This window comes from Motilimonas pumila (assembly GCF_003596335.1).
In the GTDB taxonomy this organism is placed as follows: domain Bacteria; phylum Pseudomonadota; class Gammaproteobacteria; order Enterobacterales; family CBDFNC01; genus Motilimonas; species Motilimonas pumila.
The window spans coordinates 1-17543 of sequence record NZ_QZCH01000039.1; the positions used below are offsets into that span (position 1 = coordinate 1).

The window sequence follows — 17543 nt, forward strand, 5'->3', positions numbered from 1 at the left end:
ACCACAATCAAAACGCAATAAGGTCAATAGCTTAGATGGGGTTTTTAATGCAATGCTCGCTTAAGGTTCAGTGTATGAGGGTGCTGTAATAACAACCGGCGAATATTCACAATCAGCACCTTTAATTGGTCTAAGGAAACTTCAGAGCGTAACCGCAATATATGCTCCATCCGCCTTTTATCTCGGCGCTCAAGGTTATCTATCTCCATATTGGCAAATTCAGAGTTAGGGACGGTAATGAGTGAGCGCTCTAATGTGCGGATCCGTGTTGAGCGAAGGCCTATGCTTTCAATGGTGCCCAGTTTGTCGCCATAACGGCATAACTCACCAATACGAATACCGCCATCCGCGTACAAGGTTAAGCCGTTAATCACATTCTCCAAAACGGGACGAATAGCCAAAGCCACAGCCAAACCACCCACACCTAAACCGGCCACAATGGGTGAAATTGAAAAGCCCATATAACCAACTACATATACGCCTAAAATGGCGATGGTCATACCACCAAAAATTCTCGCTAAGACAATAATAAGTGACGAGTCAACGTGCTTTCCTTGATGTTTGTTATAAACATAAATTTTGGCGAAATAGTTGAAAATGGCCATGATAAGCCACGACAAGAAAAAAAATTGCGCCAGCAAAAATGAAATAGAAAAAAACTGGTAGACGCCCCCTGTTACCCAGATGCCATCGTCAATAACATAACTGGCTAACAGTAATAACAACACCACCCCTACCAAGGATAAGATCCGCCCTGTACGCCAACTCATGCCCCGGTCTTGCCACTTCTCATCCCAGCGTTCACCAAGATAAAAACTAAAACTAATCAGAACCTTACATATAGACAACACCCCCAACAAAGCTAACCATTGCCATAACGGCAACGGCCCGTACATCTCCTTAAACATGTTAGGAAATGACTCGATTAAGGACTTTGAAAACAGCGGCCCAGGGCTGAGTAAAAACTCTTGGTAATAATCCGGCCTCACATCCGTGTTGTAAGAGTAATCCGCCAAGATACGATACCACCGTGGCAAGTTTTGCACCGTACTTGAACTAAATAAAAATTGCCCCGCATTATCGGCCGTATTTTGCTTGGCCAACACGATATCTGTATTTGCAAAGCGCCACATATCGAGCTCTTTTTGTTTGACTTGCTCTGCATCTGGCGCACGTTGATGCTCTTGTAAATCAATCCTATCTAGGATTTCTCTCAATAATAAAATTCGCTCCATTACCACCACAGTTCGGCTGCGGTTAGGCAGTTGAGATAAATCCATCGTTCGAATAACTTGAAAGTATGCATGTTGAGCCGCTGGCAAATGCAATGTCTCATCACGCCAATGCTGGATCACCTGCTCCGACGCATGCATAAAGCTCGACAAAGTGGCACTGGGGCTTGAAGTGTCCGCTAGCTTAATTGCATCGCTGGCATTTGTCCCAAAGCTAAGTAATGAAAAGCACAAGCCAACAATACAAAGCCAAAAGCGGCAAAGATGGTGCGATGTTTTTAACATGATAAGATTCCTGTTGACCAAGGTAGTGCTAACCGGCTCAGCTGCGCTAATGTCAATAGCACAGCTGATATCTATCAATATTACAAGGGTTTAGTTTATGTGTTTATTAAAGAAGTGAGCTAGCTCCTTTAATGCATCTTCGGACTCAGGTAAATCCGTTACTAAGCTGGTAATGTAATCGCCATGAGACTGTCCGTCGTAGATGTGCAGCTCTGTCGTTACATCTGCGGCGCGCAAGTGACGGTGCATCCTGACAGTGTCACTGAGTAACAAATCTCGTGTTCCTGAGAAAAATAAAGTGGGCGGAAACGTGTCTATCTCAGCGTAAATGGGAGATACCAATGGGTGATCAAGGGCTTCCCCTCCCGCATACAAGCTAAATGTGCCATCAATGATGCCTTCACGTTGGCCTAAAGGATCTAAGCCTTTTAGAGTGTACCAAGTATCAGAGGTATGCTTTAAATCAACCGCTGGCGTACCAACATACAAAGCGCCGGGTGTGGCAATGCCCGCTTTTTGCAGCGCCAGAGTGGTGGCTAAGGTTAAATTGCCCCCCGCGGAAGTGCCAAACATCGCCGTTTGCTCTGCAGGCTGTGTTTTAATCAGCTCTTGCCACACCGCAACAGCATCGTCAATAGCGGCGGGAAATGGGTGCAACGGTGGCTGACGATAATCTATAGAAATTACATTGGCTCCCAGGCCATTAGAGACCCACATCGCTTCTCTCAGCGCCGACTCACCGCCACCAAACACAAAGGCTCCGCCATGAATGTGCACCAGCCATTTGTCTTTATATTCAGGAGCAACCTGCTTAGGGGTGACAAAAAAAGTGTTTACGCCAGCAAACTCTTTGGCCTCATACGTGACTTCCCAGTTTTTCAGCGCTTGCTGAGCGATGTCGATACCTGAGGCGTCAAATTGCTTTTGCAGGGTTAACCATTGCTCGGTATTTTGCGGCACAGGTACGGACAATGGCGAGCCACCTTCTCTTTGCTCAATGATATTTGCCATTTGCTCAGACACGCCTGCAGGAACAGGGATGGTACGGGTGTCTAAAGTTATACCCGCATATACCGCCATGCTTGATAGGCTTAATAGCACGCAGGGAATAAGGTGACCTAATTTGCTCTTTTTCATTTTCACTCCTTAGTCAAAATAGTTACAGCTTTGCCATAAGGCTGAGCTGCTCTGCTTTACACGAGTGATTATTCAACGGGGCAATAAAAAGTGCGACGAATTAGAGAAATTCAATATTGGCGGGCGTACATTGCCTTACCGCAAGCCATCACAAAAAAATCATTTACAACTTCAAACTTACCTTGCTAATATAATTACAGGTGTACAGGACGCCTGCCTCGTGAAAGTTTACTCACCTGCCGATAATTGTATTTTCCTATGACACTTAACTCTAGGACAAGCCCTTAACGAGAAGGCTAATATGTTCGCTGGAGTTTATATGAAACATCCTACCCGCTCTGTTATTGACGCAAATACCCCCAAAAACGCAGATAATCCACACGTAAAAAGCAAGCTTAAATTGGCTAGAAAGTTGCACCGTGCGGCCAAAAATGGCGCTATCAGTGAAGCTTTACCTGCCATCAGAAGGTTACATGCTGCTGGCGCATCCCCCTTAGAAAAAGTGTCGGACATTTACCATAGTCGCCACCAGCTGCAGCGTAAACACTTTTTACGCATGCTGGCCCTTGAAGCTGGTTTTAGCAGTTGGCAAACGTATTTACCCACGCTTAAACGGCTACCAGACGACTCTCCGAGTCAAAATATCATGGCACATAATGGCGAGCACATTGCCAAACTGAATCTTTGGTTTGCCACCCAGCAACAAGCGCAAGATTACGCTCAAACACACGGCGGCCAAGCATTCAGTTATGGTCATCAAGGTGTGGTAGTCACAGCGCAAGAAGCTTCGCCACAAGGCCAGCAAACACAGGTTGAAGAAACCCTCCAAAACGCCACTGATACTCAATCAAAAGGAGATTTGTCATGACTCCTGATACCGTGTTTCAGATGGCCAGCAGTTTGGCATTATTGGCTTGGCTTTGCTTGGGTGTTGGCACCTTCCAAACTCAATATCAAAATGCCTGGTTAACAGTAGGAGGTAGACTGCTACCGATATGCTTATCGATAATGTATCTGGGCATGATAATCCGGTATTGGCATAGTGTGCCTGACGGTGGGTTTACCAGCTTAGAACAAGTTGCGCGACTGTTTTCTGAGTCCGGGAATTTAGCGGCTGGATGGCTTCACTTTTTAGCCTTTGATCTGCTGATAGGGCGTTGGATGATAGACAAAGTGCAGACAAACAATGCCCGTAAATGGCCTTTGCTGGTCTGCTTACCCTTCACTTTTTGGTTCGGTCCCGTTGGCTTACTGTTATACCTCGTCTGTTACTTTAAACCCCAAGGTAAGCAAAACGCGCTGCTGTAATCGCGAACACGCTAACTTGGATAGCAATAAAAATGGTTGGCCATTACCAACCATTTTCGTTTTACATTAACTTGTCATTGAGCCAATGCAGGCAAGTCATCATTAAAATAGATGCGCATTGAGCCACAAGTGCACCATAATACTGGCAACGTAACCAAGCGCGATAACGGGTGCCCAACGCAGGTGAACGCCAAAGGTATAAATGCCTCGAGCTTGTCCCATTAAGGCCACGCCAGCGGCTGAGCCAATCGACAACATACTGCCGCCCACACCCGCGGTTAAGGTCACCAGCAGCCATTGCCCCAAAGACATATCCGGTTGCATAGTCAGCACCGCAAACATCACCGGAATGTTATCAACCAAGGCAGACAATACGCCTACGGCTACGTTGGCATAAGTAATGTCCCATTCGGTGTACATGGTATGCGAAATAAGTGAAAGGTAACCAATAAAACCTAACCCCCCCACACACACCACTACGCCATAGAAGAACAATAAGGTATCCCACTCAGCCCTTGCTACTTTATTAAAAACGTCAAACGGCACCACAGAGCCTAATGCTTTCAGGCGCTTTTCATCATGAGCTTGAGTGGCCAGCGCGCGTTTTCGAGCAAGCGATTTATCTAATGTGCGGCGCAGATAGTAACCAAAGAACTGCAGCAAGCCTAAGCCCGTCATCATGCCTAGCACAGGAGGCATCTGCAGCAACGAGTGAGCTGACACAGCCATACCTATGGTGACTAGAAATAACGCTACAATGCGAAATGCGCCACGTTTAAGTTCTACGGCTTCATCCACGGCTTGCGGCTTCTCTTTGGAGATAAACAGGCTCATAATGGTCGCAGGCACGATAAAGTTAACCACAGATGGTACAAACAGCGCGAAGAATTGTTGGAATTCCACCATGCCTTTTTGCCATACCATTAAGGTTGTAATATCGCCAAACGGACTAAATGCCCCACCGGCGTTCGCTGCCACAACTACGTTAATACACGCCATGGCCACAAACTTTTTATTACTGCCGCCCACCTTCATGATCACGGCGCACATCAACAGCGCCGTGGTTAAATTGTCAGCAATGGGTGAAATGAAAAATGCTAATACGCCGGTTAACCAAAATAAGCTGCGTAAACTAAAGCCTTTATTCACCATCCAAGATCGCAGCGCGTCAAACAATCTGCGCTCTTCCATTGCGTTGATATAGGTCATTGCTACCAGCAAAAACAATAACAGTTCGGCGTATTCGAGTAAGTTATGACGAAACGCTTGCTCTGCTTCGTGGGTCATGCCGTTATTGACGTAAACGGCCGCAATCATAGCCCAGATCACGCCTGCGGCCACTAACATGGGCTTAGATTTTCGTAAATGTAACACTTCTTCGCCCATGACTAAGGCATAAGCTAACACAAACACAGCAATGGCAATGTAGCCGACCGGGTGAGAAGTGAGATCTAAACTAGAGCCAGCACTGGCCCAACTAGCAGGAGAAAAACATAACAGTAAACTGAGTATTGCGAAAGAAAGGCAGGGTTGACTTTGTTTCATTATATGAGTCCTAAAAGGTGATAGACATTTAACATAGCACAGCGTTTTTTCTTAAATGGAGAAGCAACGCATATATTTATTATCGGCATAAAAAAACCGGCCTAAAGGCCGGTTTTTAATAACTTTTTCTATCGTTTCGATTACTGCTCACGCACCAATCTGAACCCCACATAGTTAGCGGCAAAGCCTGAGCTCACTTCAAGGCGAGAAGACACCCTTGCTAAGCTAGGCGCAAAATTCCAAGAGCCACCGCGAACCACATTAGGCGAACTGTCGGTCATTTCCCAAACATTACCCACTGTGTTGAATAAACCATACTTATTGGCTTTAAAAGAGCCTATCGGCGCGGCGCCTTTATTGGACCAATTGGTGCCACACCAACCACAGTTAGCGTTGCCAGAGCCAATATTATTGCCCCACCAGTAATCGGTTTTACTGCCACCACGAGCGGCCACTTCCCATTCGGTTTCTGATGGCAAACGGTACTGATAGCCCGTTTTACGGCTTAACCACTTGGCATAGGATTGCGCATCTTTTTTAGTGACACACACTACCGGCGAATTAGATTTTTGCTCAAACCCGGGTTTGCGCCATGACAGGTGCGATTGAAACTCAGGCGAACCACTGCCATAAACCGCACAACCACGGCTTTTCTCGGCGCTGGTTTGATAACCGGTTGCCGTTACAAAGCGCTCAAAATCAGCCACCGACACTTCTTTTTGGCCAATGCCATAGGTCGTGTTAATGCTAACGTTACGCGATTGTTGTTCATTGCCTAAGCCGTTACCTTGGATATCACCAATGCGGTACTTGCCTTTACCTATCGCGACCATCGCCGGCGCTTTGATGCCCGCGCCGATTGAGTCAGCAAACTTATCACCCATTTTCAAGTTCACGACTAATTTGCCTAACTCGGCTCGCACGGTTTTATGGCCGGCTAACTTAACATTGCGATGATAAGTTTCAAATCCAGGCTTTTTTACCGTTAACTTGTACTCCCCTGGCGGCAACATGGCGTCGACACGGCTTGCGCCGTAGCTTTTACCATTAATAAATACTTCATCGTTATGCAGGTTTGAACGTACCGTGAGGGTATAGGTTTTCGCTTGTACTTGCTTAGAGCTAGCACTGTAGTCCACTTCTTCGTAATCTGAACTGTCATAAGACTCTTCACCGTTGACACAGTAGCGATTGTCCAACTCCAATAAACGACACGCTTGAGTGTTGGCTAGGCGACCTTTCATCGTCACTTGCATTTTAACGCTGTAGTCACCTTGACCGCTAAAGCCACTGTCAAGAATCGTCTGTTCGATGATCTTCACACTGGCCGCCACATTGTCTCTGTGCTCCATCGCCAGTTTTTGTTCTGTCACGTCTTGAAATAGCTTGTTAGTCAGCATTTGACTGGCCGTTTTACGGGCCAATGAGTTACCTTGTTCAGCACATTGCTTAAAAGTGGCATTTTCGCCACAAGTGATGCTTTGCGTTACTTCCAGCTTGCCGCCTTGCTCAAACTCTTGTTTGATGCGTTCAACCCGCGCAAAATTGTACTGCTCTTTCAGGTTTTCAATTTCATTGAGCATACTAAACTGCGCCATTTTTGAATTAGCGAGTTTGTCTTGGTTACTCACGACTTTTGCTTTTTGCTGTTTAGTTTTGCTTTGGTTTAGAGTTTGCGCTTTTAACGCATATTGATAAGCAGAAATAGAGCTGCTGATGTCTAGGCTAGGATCGGCCACCAAACGTTCATATTGCTTATCCATATCAAGCAACGCCGCTTTGCGTTTCGATTCTAAACTTTTGCTTTGTTGGCTTAAGCGTTGCAGCTCATCCTCATCCATTTCGATTGATGATCGAATGGCGTCTAACTCTTTCACATAGCTGTCAAACTCAGCTTGTTTCATCTGAATTTGTTGCTCAAGCTCGTCCACTTGTGCTGCATACACGAGAGAGGAGTTCAATGCTAATGAGAAAAGGCCAACCGATAATACCAGTGGAGCTATACGCATTTTTTCTATTCCATGCCAAAAACTGTCTTACCATTGAAAAATGACAAGCAAAACGTTGATTATTATAAGGTTTATAATAGTTCGCTGAGTTTAGTTAACTAAACTGCATTATTTTAGCTTAATCCTATTGCCTTAAGGCACAAATAACAAGTGTCGCAATGTGACTAAGCTTTGCTAACAGCAAGAAAAACAGACATATTTTTTATCAATGTTAAGCCAGTCAAAGGTTAATAAAAGTTAATAAACTACTGACAACCTTTAGGCTTTTATCTAGCGATAAAAATATCATTAAAGCAAGATGTTACAACTCTACCCGCCGAGACATCCAGTAATATTTTTTCCAGTAGTCAGAATAGAGGTTAGAGATCACCACGCCGCGGCTGGTGGAAGCATGTAAGAAATGGCCTTCTCCCATATAAATGCCTACATGGCGGGTTTTGCCTTTGATTTTAAAAAACACCAAATCACCTGGCTCAAGGGCTGAGCGGTTAACATGCTTACCTTGTTTCGATTGGGTTAGCGTAGTGCGAGAAAGGTGGCCTTTGAAGTATTGGCGAGAAATATTCTGCACATATGCAGAGCAATCCACACCTTTTTTATTGGTTCCGCCCAAGCGGTAAGGGGTGCCCTGCCACTCATCATAGTGGTCGAGCAAAATTTCAACCATAGGATCTGACTCGTTAAACTCGACATCGACCGACGTCGAACGCGAGCTGGAGCAAGCTTGTAACCAGAATAGCAAAAACAGTAATCCACTTATGCGTAACGCTGGCACCATGAGCCCTACCCTATATTGAGTTGTACCGTTTAGCGCAGCGACATTTCAAAAATTAAACGCTCAGCGGTGCAAGAAAACGTCAATGACAATGTTAATAAGATACCATCACCTTGTGGTTCAGTCTTTTCACTGACTTCACAATCTGCAAATTTTGCTTTCGCTTTAGCCACGTAACTTTGCGCCAGTTGCTTAGCTTGAGATTCATCAGGCGCACTGATTGGCAAGGTTAATACGCAATCGTCTTCGTGGATCACGCTGCCAAGCTCGACCATCACACCACATGCATCGCAGACATCATCGTTATTAATTTCGTTAGACATAATATCACTCCTTATTCAGTTACTAGCATTAAAGCCTAGCTAAGCAGCAAAACACAAGTGATATAAAACAATAATAATAAAGAAATAAGTGAGATGTTAAAATTCGTAAGAAAGCGCTGTATTTCATAAAACTGTCGTAACAAATTTTTAATCTATCGATAGCAATCGTGCGATGACACCATAGGTTACTGATTAATGCCGATCCCAGAACTGTCTCAGCTAGAGCAAATTTTGCATAAACACCGGCACAAAGTGCGCACAAGCTGTTTAGCTGAAATCGGACACCAAAACCATCGCTTTCCCATCTTGGGCGTTGAACTTGGCAGCCAGCAACTGCACGCCCCTACCGTGATCTTTGTCGGCGGCGTTCATGGTGTAGAGCGCATTGGCAGCCAGGTGGTGATTGCATTTTTAAGCTGTTTACTTGAGCGCCTTGAATGGGATGAACATTTTCAGCGGTTATTTGACAAAGTCAGGGTGGCGTTTTTGCCTTTACTCAACCCTGTCGGGTTTTATCAAAACTCTCGCGCCAACGGCAATGGCGTTGACTTGATGCGCAATGGTCAGGTAGACGCAGTTTGCAACGTTACGCCCCTCGTAGGCGGCCACCGCATTAGCCCCGTTCTGCCATGGTATCGAGGTAAGCATGGCCTTGAGCTTGAATCCCAAGTCTTGATTGATTTTGTTTCGGATTTAATCACCCGCAGCCGCGTCACGCTGAGCCTTGATGCCCACTCAGGCTTTGGTCTCAAAGACTATTTATGGTTTCCCTACGCGGGTAATGTTGCGCCTTTTCCTGGCTTGGCCCAGATGTTTCGTTTAATGCAGCTGTTTGACACAACGTACCCGTACCACGCCCATTATCAAGCAGCGCCGCAAAGCCACTTCTACACAACCCACGGCGACTTATGGGATCACTTAATCAAGGGCCATAAAAAAGCCACTTTTTTACCCCTTACCCTAGAAATGGGATCTTGGTTATGGGTGAAAAAAAATCCCAAGCAATTATTCAATTTTGCGGGCTTTTTTAATCCTCAAAAGCGGCACCGGCAAGAGCGAATTTTGCGCCGTCATACCGTGATGATGAACTTTTTAATTCAGGCCGCCTATTCCGCCGAACAATGGTTACCGGGTGAGCAAGCTAAAATGGACTATCACGCTCAAGCAATGCAATTATGGTATCAAAAGGTGAAACGATGAAACCTGTGATCGTATTATTACGCGGACTGTTTCGTGAACAGCGTCACTGGGGAGAATTCACCCAGTTGTTGCAACAAAGCCAAAGTGGCTGTGATGTGATTGCCATTGATACCTTAGGCAATGGGCAGGTTGCTCACCGCCGCAGTCCTTTAGACATTGAAACGTACGCAGATCATATTATGGCTGAGTTGGCGTCTTACCAAGGCCGTCCCATCATTTTAATCGGCCTGAGCTTAGGCGGCATGATAGCGTTAGCGTGCCCCCATCGTGGCACTTTACCACTGCAACATATCATCGCCATCAACAGTAGCTGCAATATGAGCCCTTGGTATCAGCGCTTTCACATTGAAAAAGTGTTAATGGGCCTTTGGCAAGCCTGGCGCTGGCGTGAGCGAGACCAAGACACGAGTTTAATTGAAGCCGCCATTTTACGCTTTACGACCCTCAGCCAACACCGAAATCAACGCTTGTTGCAACGCTGGAGCCAATACCGCAAACAAAACCGCGCACCGATTAGCCACTTAATACGTCAGCTTTATGCCGCCTTGCGCTTTACTTTTGTACCGAGTGATAACGTAACAGTCAGTTTTATTGCAGCTAGCCAAGACCAGTTGGTTAATCCAGAATGTTCGCAAAATATGGCGAAACGCCAAGGAAGCCAAGTTCATTTCATTGAGGCAGCAGGACACGACGCAGGGCTCGATCAACCGCAGGCTTTATGCCAAGTCATCGCCGGCATTTTGCAATGCCCAGAATATCGGCAACCGCCATAAAGCATAGAAAATCAAACAGGGAAGCAAACCGTTTAAGCGATCAAAGCCAAGGTTTGTTTGTAATTTTGTAACAGTTTGAGCATTAAACCGGCTTGTTTTTTCAGGATATTGAGGTCTAACTCGTTGTTGAAACGGTTTAAATGCATGCCTTGAAAGAAGGTACGAACCATGCCAATAAAAATATCCACTTCATGGTCAGAATGAGGGTCAAACTTATTCCAGACCATGGCATTGGCTTGATGAAACACAGGACCAACGATTTCTGCCAGGCGCTCATCAATGCGCATTGAGAGCCATAAATCAGTGATCACCAAAAAGCGTTCACTGTGAGGGTCTTTGTGCAGGTCTTGTAGCAAAAACTCCAGCACTAACAAAGGGCAAGTTTGGTGTTTACCTTGCAGTTCAACAATTATCCGGCTAAAGATGCCGTCTAATACGTCTGCCATTACACCGTATTTACCATCTTGATATTGATGGTTGAGCGCGCCCCGTGTCACTCCTGCGGTTTGGCAAATTAAGGTGGCATTGGTTCCGGCAACCCCCACCTCAAGAATGCACTTCTTCGTCGCTTGAATCAGGTTTTGCTTAGTCAAATAATTTCGCTCAGCTTGCGTTGCCACTGTCCCTATCCCCGACGATGAATATGTTTTCATTTTATTTTATGAGCAAGGTAAATAACAGGGATAAAAGTCAAACAAAGGTCAGTATTAGCTCAAAAAACAGTGTTAAAGGCGCTTATCTACTGTTTTTCAACATATTATAAAGAGCTGAAAATTAGTACTAATTTCCACCATGATGGATATGATATGAACCTAGGCAAGCAGTTACTTTCTTACGTGACGAAATAGCCGGATAAATTTGTGATCTTTCGCAGATAAAAGAGGAAAAAAGATGAAATTTTCCTACTATTATAGGCACAATGGCTGGCAATTAGTTTTTTCAGGCATACGTAAAAAACGACTCTACATCCGTAAATGCTAGTATTTAAAGCACATTTGGAGTTTATTAACCATTTAGTAATAGATTTTCTTTTGTAACTAAACAACAACTGATCTGGATCAAGTTTTTCGACCCCGTCAGTCATATAATCATTTACCAAAGCTGTTTACTAAGGGCATTTACGGAGTAGGCACTGAGCGAATTCAACGCCACCCAGGTGGTATAGCAGTAAGTCTCAACCCTTAATAAAAAGTTTTTATTTTACTAGGAGTAACAAGATGACAGTTAGCAATCTTGCTGAATTAGACCAAATGGTCGCCCGCGTCAAAACAGCTCAAAAAGAGTTCGCAACCTACAGCCAAGAGCAAGTGGATAAAATTTTCCGCGCAGCTTCTTTAGCAGCTTCAACTGCACGTATCGAATTGGCTCGTATGGCGGCTGAAGAGTCTGGCATGGGGATCATGGAAGACAAAGTGATTAAAAACCACTTCGCTTCTGAGTTCATCTACAACAAATACAAAGATGACAAAACGTGTGGTGTCATCGACAGCAACGATGAAGGCGGTACAATCACTATCGCTGAGCCAGTAGGCATTGTGTGTGCAATCGTACCGACTACTAACCCTACATCTACTGCTATTTTTAAAGCGCTTATCTCTCTTAAAACACGTAACGGCTGTATCTTCTCGCCTCACCCACGTGCAAAAAATGCAACTAACTTCGCGGCGAAATTAGTACTCGACGCAGCAGTTAAAGCAGGCGCGCCAAAAGACATCATTGGTTGGATTGACCAACCATCTGTAGAACTATCTAACGCGCTAATGAAGCACAATGATATCGCGCTTATCTTAGCAACTGGTGGTCCAGGCATGGTTAAAGCTGCTTACTCTTCTGGTAAGCCAGCAATCGGTGTTGGTGCAGGTAACACGCCAGTTGTTATCGATGAAACAGCTGACATCAAACGTGCTGTATCTTCTATCTTAATGTCAAAAACGTTCGACAACGGTGTAATTTGTGCTTCTGAGCAAGCGGCCATCATTGTTGAGTCGGTTTACGACGAAACGATTGCGCGTTTTGCAAAATACGGCGCAGCAGTACTAAGCAAAGCAGACGCTGACAAAGTACGTAAAGTACTGCTTATCGATGGCGCACTAAACGCAAAAATCGTTGGTCAACCAGCATATAAAATTGCTGAACTAGCAGGCGTAACTGTACCTAAGAGCACTAAAATCCTTATCGGTGAAGGCTTAGAAGCGTCTTACGACGACGAATTCTCTCACGAGAAACTGTCTCCAACGCTAGGTGTTTACAAAGCAAAAGACTTTGAAGACGCAGTTCGTCAAGCAGGTATCGTACTTGATATCGGTGGTGTAGGTCACACGTCTGTAATCTACACAGACCAAGACGCTAACGCTGATCGCATCGCTTACTTTGGTGATAAAATGAAGACAGCTCGTATTCTTTGTAATACGCCTTCTTCTCACGGTGGTATCGGTGACCTTTACAACTTCGAGCTTGCACCTTCTCTAACATTGGGTTGTGGTTCTTGGGGTGGTAACGCGATTTCTGAAAACGTAGGTCCAAAACACCTTATCAATAAGAAAATTGTAGCGAAGCGAGCTGAAAACATGTTGTGGCACAAACTACCAAAATCTATCTACTTCCGTCGTGGTTCACTGCCAGTAGCAATGGACGACCTAGATGGTAAGAAACGCGCCATGATCGTAACTGACCGTTTCCTATTCAACAACGGTTACATCGATGACCTACGTGCCATCTTGAAAGAGAAAGGCATGGAAGTTGAAGTATTCCATGAAGTAGAAGCTGACCCAACACTTTCAGTAGTGAAAGCAGGTGCAGCAGCGTGTCACAGCTACCAGCCTGACGTTATTCTAGCGGTAGGTGGTGGTTCACCAATGGACGCAGCGAAAATCATGTGGGTAATGTACGAGCACCCAGAAACTGATTTCGAAGACCTGTCTATGCGCTTTATGGATATCCGTAAACGTATCTACAAGTTCCCTAAAATGGGCAGCAAAGCTGAACTAGTTTGTATTACAACCACTTCTGGTACAGGTTCTGAAGTTACCCCGTTCGCGGTTGTAACGGATGATGCTACGGGTCAAAAATACCCACTAGCGGATTACGAACTAACGCCAAACATGGCTGTTGTTGACGCAAACCTAGTGATGGACATGCCTAAATCACTATGTGCATTCGGTGGTTACGACGCGGTAACTCACGCCATGGAAGCTTATGTTTCTGTATTGGCGAACGAGTACTCTGACGGTCAAGCTCTACAAGCGCTTAAACTGTTAAAAGAGTACCTACCAAGCTCTTACCAAAACGGTAAAGCAGACCCTGTTGCACGTGAGAAAGTACACAATGCTGCGACTATCGCTGGTATCGCATTTGCCAACTCTTTCCTAGGTGTGTGTCACTCTATGGCGCACAAACTGGGTGCTGAGTTCCACGTACCACACGGTTTAGCTAACGCGTTATTGCTGACTAACGTTATTCGTTACAACGCAACAAACACACCAACTAAACAAACGGCTTTCTCTCAGTACGACCGTCCTAAAGCACGTGCTCGCTACGCAGAAGTGGCTGACCACTTAGGCCTAGGCGGTAAGAACACTGAGGAGAAGCTAAACAACCTACTAACGTGGTTGGACGAGCTGAAGAAAGAAGTGGGTATTCCACTGTCTATCAAAGAAGCCGGTGTTGACGAAGCAGCGTTCATGGCGAAAGTTGATGAGCTAGCGGTTGATGCATTTGATGACCAATGTACAGGTGCTAACCCACGTTACCCACTCATCAGTGAGCTAAAAGAAGTGTTGATTGCTTCTTACCACGGTGTGGATTACGTTGAAGCGGCAGAGCAAGAAGAAAAGCCTGCTAAAAAAGCACCAGCTAAAGGTAAAAAGGCAGCTAAAGCTTAATTTTCTTAAATTTGTGTCAAAAGCCCGCATTTAGCGGGCTTTTTTTTTATTTTTTGAAACCTTACAACTAGAATTAAACAATATTTTCTTGTTAAGAGACATGAATGAGTCAACAGACTTTTACCGTCGCTGACCTGCAAATAGGCCACTTTGTTATTCTTCCTGTGGGTTGGAAGGATCACCCCTTTATGTTCAGCAGCTTCAAATTGAAAAATGCTGAGCAGATAAAGGTATTAAAAACGCTTGGCATTAAACAGCTAAAAGTAGACTTAGCCAAGTCGGATCCGACGCTGCAACAAGCGATTAAAAAAGCCCAGATTGAAGAGTTACAGACGCCTGCGCCGGTTGCCGAGATTAGCCCTCCCAGTAAAGAGCAGCTGCAACAACAAGCTTCCAAAGAAAGCAAAAAGAGCTTGAAGCAAGCAGATAAGGCCTATCAAGAAAACTTGGATAAATTTAAAGCCTGCTTAGGCAGGTTTAACCTTGCGCCAGAAGAGTCTTATTACAACATCAAAAGTCAAGTCAATGGCATGACTCAAGAAGTGCTGGAAAATGAAAGCCCACGTACCTTGCACCTCATTCAAGCGGCCAATAGCACGGACGATATGTTGTATCACAGCCTGAATGTATCAGCGCTTTGCTTGATGGTCGCCAATGAGCTTGGCTGGAGTAAAGAAGAGTGTGAAATACTCACCCTGGCGGCCTTTATGCATGATATTGGCCTACTCAAAGTGCCCCCGCAAATTCGCCGCAAAACCACGCCTTTCACTAAGGCGGAGCAAAATTATTACAACATGCACCCTAACTACAGCGTGGAACTGCTCAAAAAAGCCGGCTGTTACCCAGAAGTCATTTTGCCTTTAGTGGTCAGCCACCATGAGCGATTAGACGGCTCGGGCTACCCTAAAAAGCTGAAAGAAAATGAAATCGACGAAATGTCACAGTTGCTTATTTTGGTCAACGCTTACGATGAATTATGCAGCCCATTGTCTTTTCAAAAACCTTTATCTCCGCGCAGCGCCATAGCGGTGCTTTTTAAAGGAGCCGGGGTCAAATTCAATAAAACCATGCTCGAAGTACTTGTCAGAGTGCTGGGTATTTTTCCGCCAGGCTCATTGGTGCAACTTAGCGATGAGCGTTACGCCTTAGTCATGACAACCAATCCTAAAGCCGCGCTTAAACCGAAAGTATTGTTGTATGAAAAAGGTAAAACACAAAGCACTGGCTTAATTATTGACCTTGAGACCGAAGACGTCACCATCAAACAAATCGTATCACGAGACGATTTACCCGAAGCAGTTAGCCGTTACTTTCAACAAAATGTGCGAAATTGTTTATTTTTCGAACCATCTGATACGGGAAAACCACAATAGTGTTAAGGGCTTAGCCTTGGCACAATTAGGGTATTCCGACCGTAATAGATGACAGGGTAAACAATGATGAAACGACATAATTGGCTTATTTTATTAGTGACCTGCTTGGGTTTTTGGTCAACACTTTTTAGCTACTTACTCAGCTAGTTTCACGATTGCCAACTTTCTCGCATTTACCTCTTTGTTTACGCCATTCTGGGCTTCATATCTTTCTTGCTAATGTGCATAATAAGGCCGATTAGGAGAATTTATGCCGTTATGTTTTTGTGGCAGCGAAAAAGCGTATTCCGCTTGCTGTCAGCCCTTCCACACAGGCGAACAACGCCCCCAAACGTGCGAACAATTAATGCGCTCACGTTTTTGTGCATTTAAGCTGCACTTGGGCGAATACTTGTTTCACACTTGGCACCCAGATTCACGTCAACAAGAAACCGCCGCCGGTTTAACCCAAGCCAGTCAACAAACTGATTGGCGCAGCTTGTCTGTGTTAGCAAGCAAAGGGGGGCGTAACGACCAACAAGGCCAAGTCGAATTTTGTGCTTGGTACTGGCACCAAGATGCCTTGCAGTTTCACCATGAAGTCTCCAACTTTATTAAAATTGACCAGCAGTGGCTGTACCTAGATGGCCAATTCCCTGCTAGCCATAAAGCTGCCATGCCAGGAAGAAACGCACCTTGCCCCTGTGCCAGTGGCAAAAAGTACAAAGCCTGTTGCAGCTAACCACACAAAATGAGCCTAAAAATGGAAAGAAAAATACTGTTAACAGATAGCGCCGATGCTAAAGGCCTTATCGCCCAGATCACCAATATCTGTTATAAGCACCAATTAAATATCATTAAAAATAATGAGTTCGTTGATCATAACCATGGCCGCTTTTTTATGCGTACCGAACTCGAAGGCCATTTCAATGATGCCACCTTTTTAGCCGACCTCGACTCGGCATTACCCGATGGTGCGAATCGCAACTTGGTGCCCGCGGGTCGTAAACGCATCGTTATCATGGTGACCAAAGAGGCCCACGCCCTTGGCGACATTTTAATGAAAAACGCCTATGGCGGCATGGACGTAGAAATTGCCGCGGTGATTGGCAACTACGATGTGTTAGAAGAATTGGTGAATAAGTTTGATATCCCTTATCACACCGTAAGCCATGAAGACTTAACTCGCCCTGAGCACGAAGCAAAAATCATTGAGTTAATTCAACAATACAGCCCAGACTACGTGGTACTGGCCAAGTACATGCGAATATTAACGCCTGAGTTCGTGGCTCACTTCCCGAACAAGATCATCAACATTCACCACAGCTTCTTGCCGGCCTTTATTGGTGCCAGCCCATACCGCCAAGCATTTGAGCGTGGCGTGAAAATCATTGGCGCGACGGCCCACTTTGTTAATAACAACTTGGACGAAGGCCCTATCATTACCCAAGACGTGATCAATGTAGACCACACCTATGATGCCGCAGACATGGCTAAAGCCGGCAAAGACGTCGAAAAGCTGGTATTAACCCGCGCCTTGTCATTGGTACTGGATGAGAAAGTGTTTGTTTCAGGCAATAAAACCGTGGTGTTTCGATAATATTGCTTTAACGACGCTTAGCGTGCATAAAGCAATCCCTTCAAACAAAAAGCAGCCAATGCTGTTGGAAGCCCCTTAAGGCGAACACTCATCATAATGGTTAATATCTAAGATTACCTGGAT

General features: G+C 45.2%; 15 protein-coding genes. 8 read left to right on the forward strand and 7 right to left on the reverse strand.

Annotation, left to right across the window (positions count from 1 at the left end):
- Positions 1-44: 44 nt before the first annotated feature.
- Complete coding sequence (locus D1Z90_RS18805) at positions 45-1517, reverse strand: mechanosensitive ion channel family protein (RefSeq protein ID WP_119912341.1); 1473 nt, start codon at positions 1515-1517, stop codon at positions 45-47.
- A gap of 90 nt (positions 1518-1607) precedes the next feature.
- A complete protein-coding gene (locus D1Z90_RS18810) occupies positions 1608-2654 on the reverse strand; it encodes an alpha/beta hydrolase (protein WP_119912342.1) in 1047 nt (348 codons plus the stop codon).
- 319 nt (positions 2655-2973) lie between these two features.
- Here D1Z90_RS18810 and D1Z90_RS18815 point away from each other — a divergent pair, with 319 nt between their 5' ends.
- Positions 2974-3522 (forward strand): hypothetical protein, encoded by a 549-nt coding sequence (locus D1Z90_RS18815; RefSeq protein ID WP_119912343.1) that lies wholly within the window; start codon positions 2974-2976, stop codon positions 3520-3522.
- A complete protein-coding gene (locus D1Z90_RS18820; protein WP_119912344.1) occupies positions 3519-3962 on the forward strand; it encodes an ABA4-like family protein in 444 nt (147 codons plus the stop codon). The genes D1Z90_RS18815 and D1Z90_RS18820 overlap by 4 nt, the downstream gene beginning before the upstream one ends.
- Before the next feature lie 102 nt (positions 3963-4064).
- On the opposite strand, the gene nhaD is transcribed toward D1Z90_RS18820, so the two are convergent.
- The 4 genes from nhaD to D1Z90_RS18840 all read right to left on the reverse strand — a co-directional run bounded on the left by nhaD (position 4065) and on the right by D1Z90_RS18840 (position 8614).
- Positions 4065-5507, reverse strand: coding sequence for a sodium:proton antiporter NhaD (gene nhaD / locus D1Z90_RS18825; RefSeq protein ID WP_119912345.1), 1443 nt, complete (start codon positions 5505-5507; stop codon positions 4065-4067).
- A 140-nt stretch (positions 5508-5647) separates the two neighbouring features.
- Complete coding sequence (locus D1Z90_RS18830; RefSeq protein ID WP_119912346.1) at positions 5648-7516, reverse strand: formylglycine-generating enzyme family protein; 1869 nt, start codon at positions 7514-7516, stop codon at positions 5648-5650.
- 301 nt (positions 7517-7817) lie between these two features.
- On the reverse strand, positions 7818-8294 hold the full coding sequence (locus D1Z90_RS18835; protein ID WP_119912347.1) for an NlpC/P60 family protein: 477 nt from the start codon (positions 8292-8294) through the stop codon (positions 7818-7820).
- A gap of 29 nt (positions 8295-8323) precedes the next feature.
- Positions 8324-8614: a YfcZ/YiiS family protein gene (locus D1Z90_RS18840; protein WP_119912348.1), complete on the reverse strand. Its 291-nt coding sequence runs from the start codon at positions 8612-8614 to the stop codon at positions 8324-8326.
- Between the two features lie 195 nt (positions 8615-8809).
- Between D1Z90_RS18840 and D1Z90_RS18845 the strand changes: the two genes are divergently transcribed.
- Both D1Z90_RS18845 and D1Z90_RS18850 read left to right on the forward strand, forming a co-directional pair.
- Positions 8810-9814 carry a DUF2817 domain-containing protein gene (locus D1Z90_RS18845; protein WP_119912349.1) on the forward strand — a complete coding sequence of 335 codons (1005 nt, stop codon included), beginning with the start codon at positions 8810-8812 and terminating at the stop codon, positions 9812-9814.
- A complete protein-coding gene (locus D1Z90_RS18850; RefSeq protein WP_158587190.1) occupies positions 9811-10587 on the forward strand; it encodes an alpha/beta fold hydrolase in 777 nt (258 codons plus the stop codon). Before D1Z90_RS18845 ends, D1Z90_RS18850 begins: the two co-directional genes overlap by 4 nt.
- A 32-nt stretch (positions 10588-10619) precedes the next feature.
- On the opposite strand, the gene D1Z90_RS18855 is transcribed toward D1Z90_RS18850, so the two are convergent.
- Positions 10620-11207 carry a TetR/AcrR family transcriptional regulator gene (locus D1Z90_RS18855; RefSeq protein ID WP_119912351.1) on the reverse strand — a complete coding sequence of 196 codons (588 nt, stop codon included), beginning with the start codon at positions 11205-11207 and terminating at the stop codon, positions 10620-10622.
- A gap of 597 nt (positions 11208-11804) precedes the next feature.
- Between D1Z90_RS18855 and adhE the strand changes: the two genes are divergently transcribed.
- The 4 genes from adhE to purU all read left to right on the forward strand — a co-directional run bounded on the left by adhE (position 11805) and on the right by purU (position 17420).
- Complete coding sequence (adhE, locus tag D1Z90_RS18860) at positions 11805-14468, forward strand: bifunctional acetaldehyde-CoA/alcohol dehydrogenase (protein ID WP_119912352.1); 2664 nt, start codon at positions 11805-11807, stop codon at positions 14466-14468.
- Positions 14469-14572: 104 nt separating this feature from the next.
- Complete coding sequence (locus D1Z90_RS18865; RefSeq protein ID WP_119912353.1) at positions 14573-15841, forward strand: HD-GYP domain-containing protein; 1269 nt, start codon at positions 14573-14575, stop codon at positions 15839-15841.
- Between the two features lie 250 nt (positions 15842-16091).
- A complete protein-coding gene (locus tag D1Z90_RS18870) occupies positions 16092-16562 on the forward strand; it encodes a YchJ family protein (RefSeq protein ID WP_119912354.1) in 471 nt (156 codons plus the stop codon).
- Between the two features lie 21 nt (positions 16563-16583).
- Positions 16584-17420, forward strand: a complete 837-nt coding sequence (gene purU, locus D1Z90_RS18875) for a formyltetrahydrofolate deformylase (protein WP_119912355.1) — start codon at positions 16584-16586, stop codon at positions 17418-17420.
- Positions 17421-17543 lie beyond the last annotated feature (123 nt).

Coding starts and splice junctions, on each gene's coding strand:
- D1Z90_RS18805 (WP_119912341.1), bottom strand. CDS start 1,517: ATGTTAAAAACATCGCACCATCTTTGCCGCTTTTGGCTTTGTATTGTT.
- D1Z90_RS18810 (WP_119912342.1), bottom strand. CDS start 2,654: ATGAAAAAGAGCAAATTAGGTCACCTTATTCCCTGCGTGCTATTAAGC.
- D1Z90_RS18815 (WP_119912343.1), top strand. CDS start 2,974: ATGAAACATCCTACCCGCTCTGTTATTGACGCAAATACCCCCAAAAAC.
- D1Z90_RS18820 (WP_119912344.1), top strand. CDS start 3,519: ATGACTCCTGATACCGTGTTTCAGATGGCCAGCAGTTTGGCATTATTG.
- nhaD (WP_119912345.1), bottom strand. CDS start 5,507: ATGAAACAAAGTCAACCCTGCCTTTCTTTCGCAATACTCAGTTTACTG.
- D1Z90_RS18830 (WP_119912346.1), bottom strand. CDS start 7,516: ATGCGTATAGCTCCACTGGTATTATCGGTTGGCCTTTTCTCATTAGCA.
- D1Z90_RS18835 (WP_119912347.1), bottom strand. CDS start 8,294: ATGGTGCCAGCGTTACGCATAAGTGGATTACTGTTTTTGCTATTCTGG.
- D1Z90_RS18840 (WP_119912348.1), bottom strand. CDS start 8,614: ATGTCTAACGAAATTAATAACGATGATGTCTGCGATGCATGTGGTGTG.
- D1Z90_RS18845 (WP_119912349.1), top strand. CDS start 8,810: ATGCCGATCCCAGAACTGTCTCAGCTAGAGCAAATTTTGCATAAACAC.
- D1Z90_RS18850 (WP_158587190.1), top strand. CDS start 9,811: ATGAAACCTGTGATCGTATTATTACGCGGACTGTTTCGTGAACAGCGT.
- adhE (WP_119912352.1), top strand. CDS start 11,805: ATGACAGTTAGCAATCTTGCTGAATTAGACCAAATGGTCGCCCGCGTC.
- D1Z90_RS18865 (WP_119912353.1), top strand. CDS start 14,573: ATGAGTCAACAGACTTTTACCGTCGCTGACCTGCAAATAGGCCACTTT.
- D1Z90_RS18870 (WP_119912354.1), top strand. CDS start 16,092: ATGCCGTTATGTTTTTGTGGCAGCGAAAAAGCGTATTCCGCTTGCTGT.
- purU (WP_119912355.1), top strand. CDS start 16,584: ATGGAAAGAAAAATACTGTTAACAGATAGCGCCGATGCTAAAGGCCTT.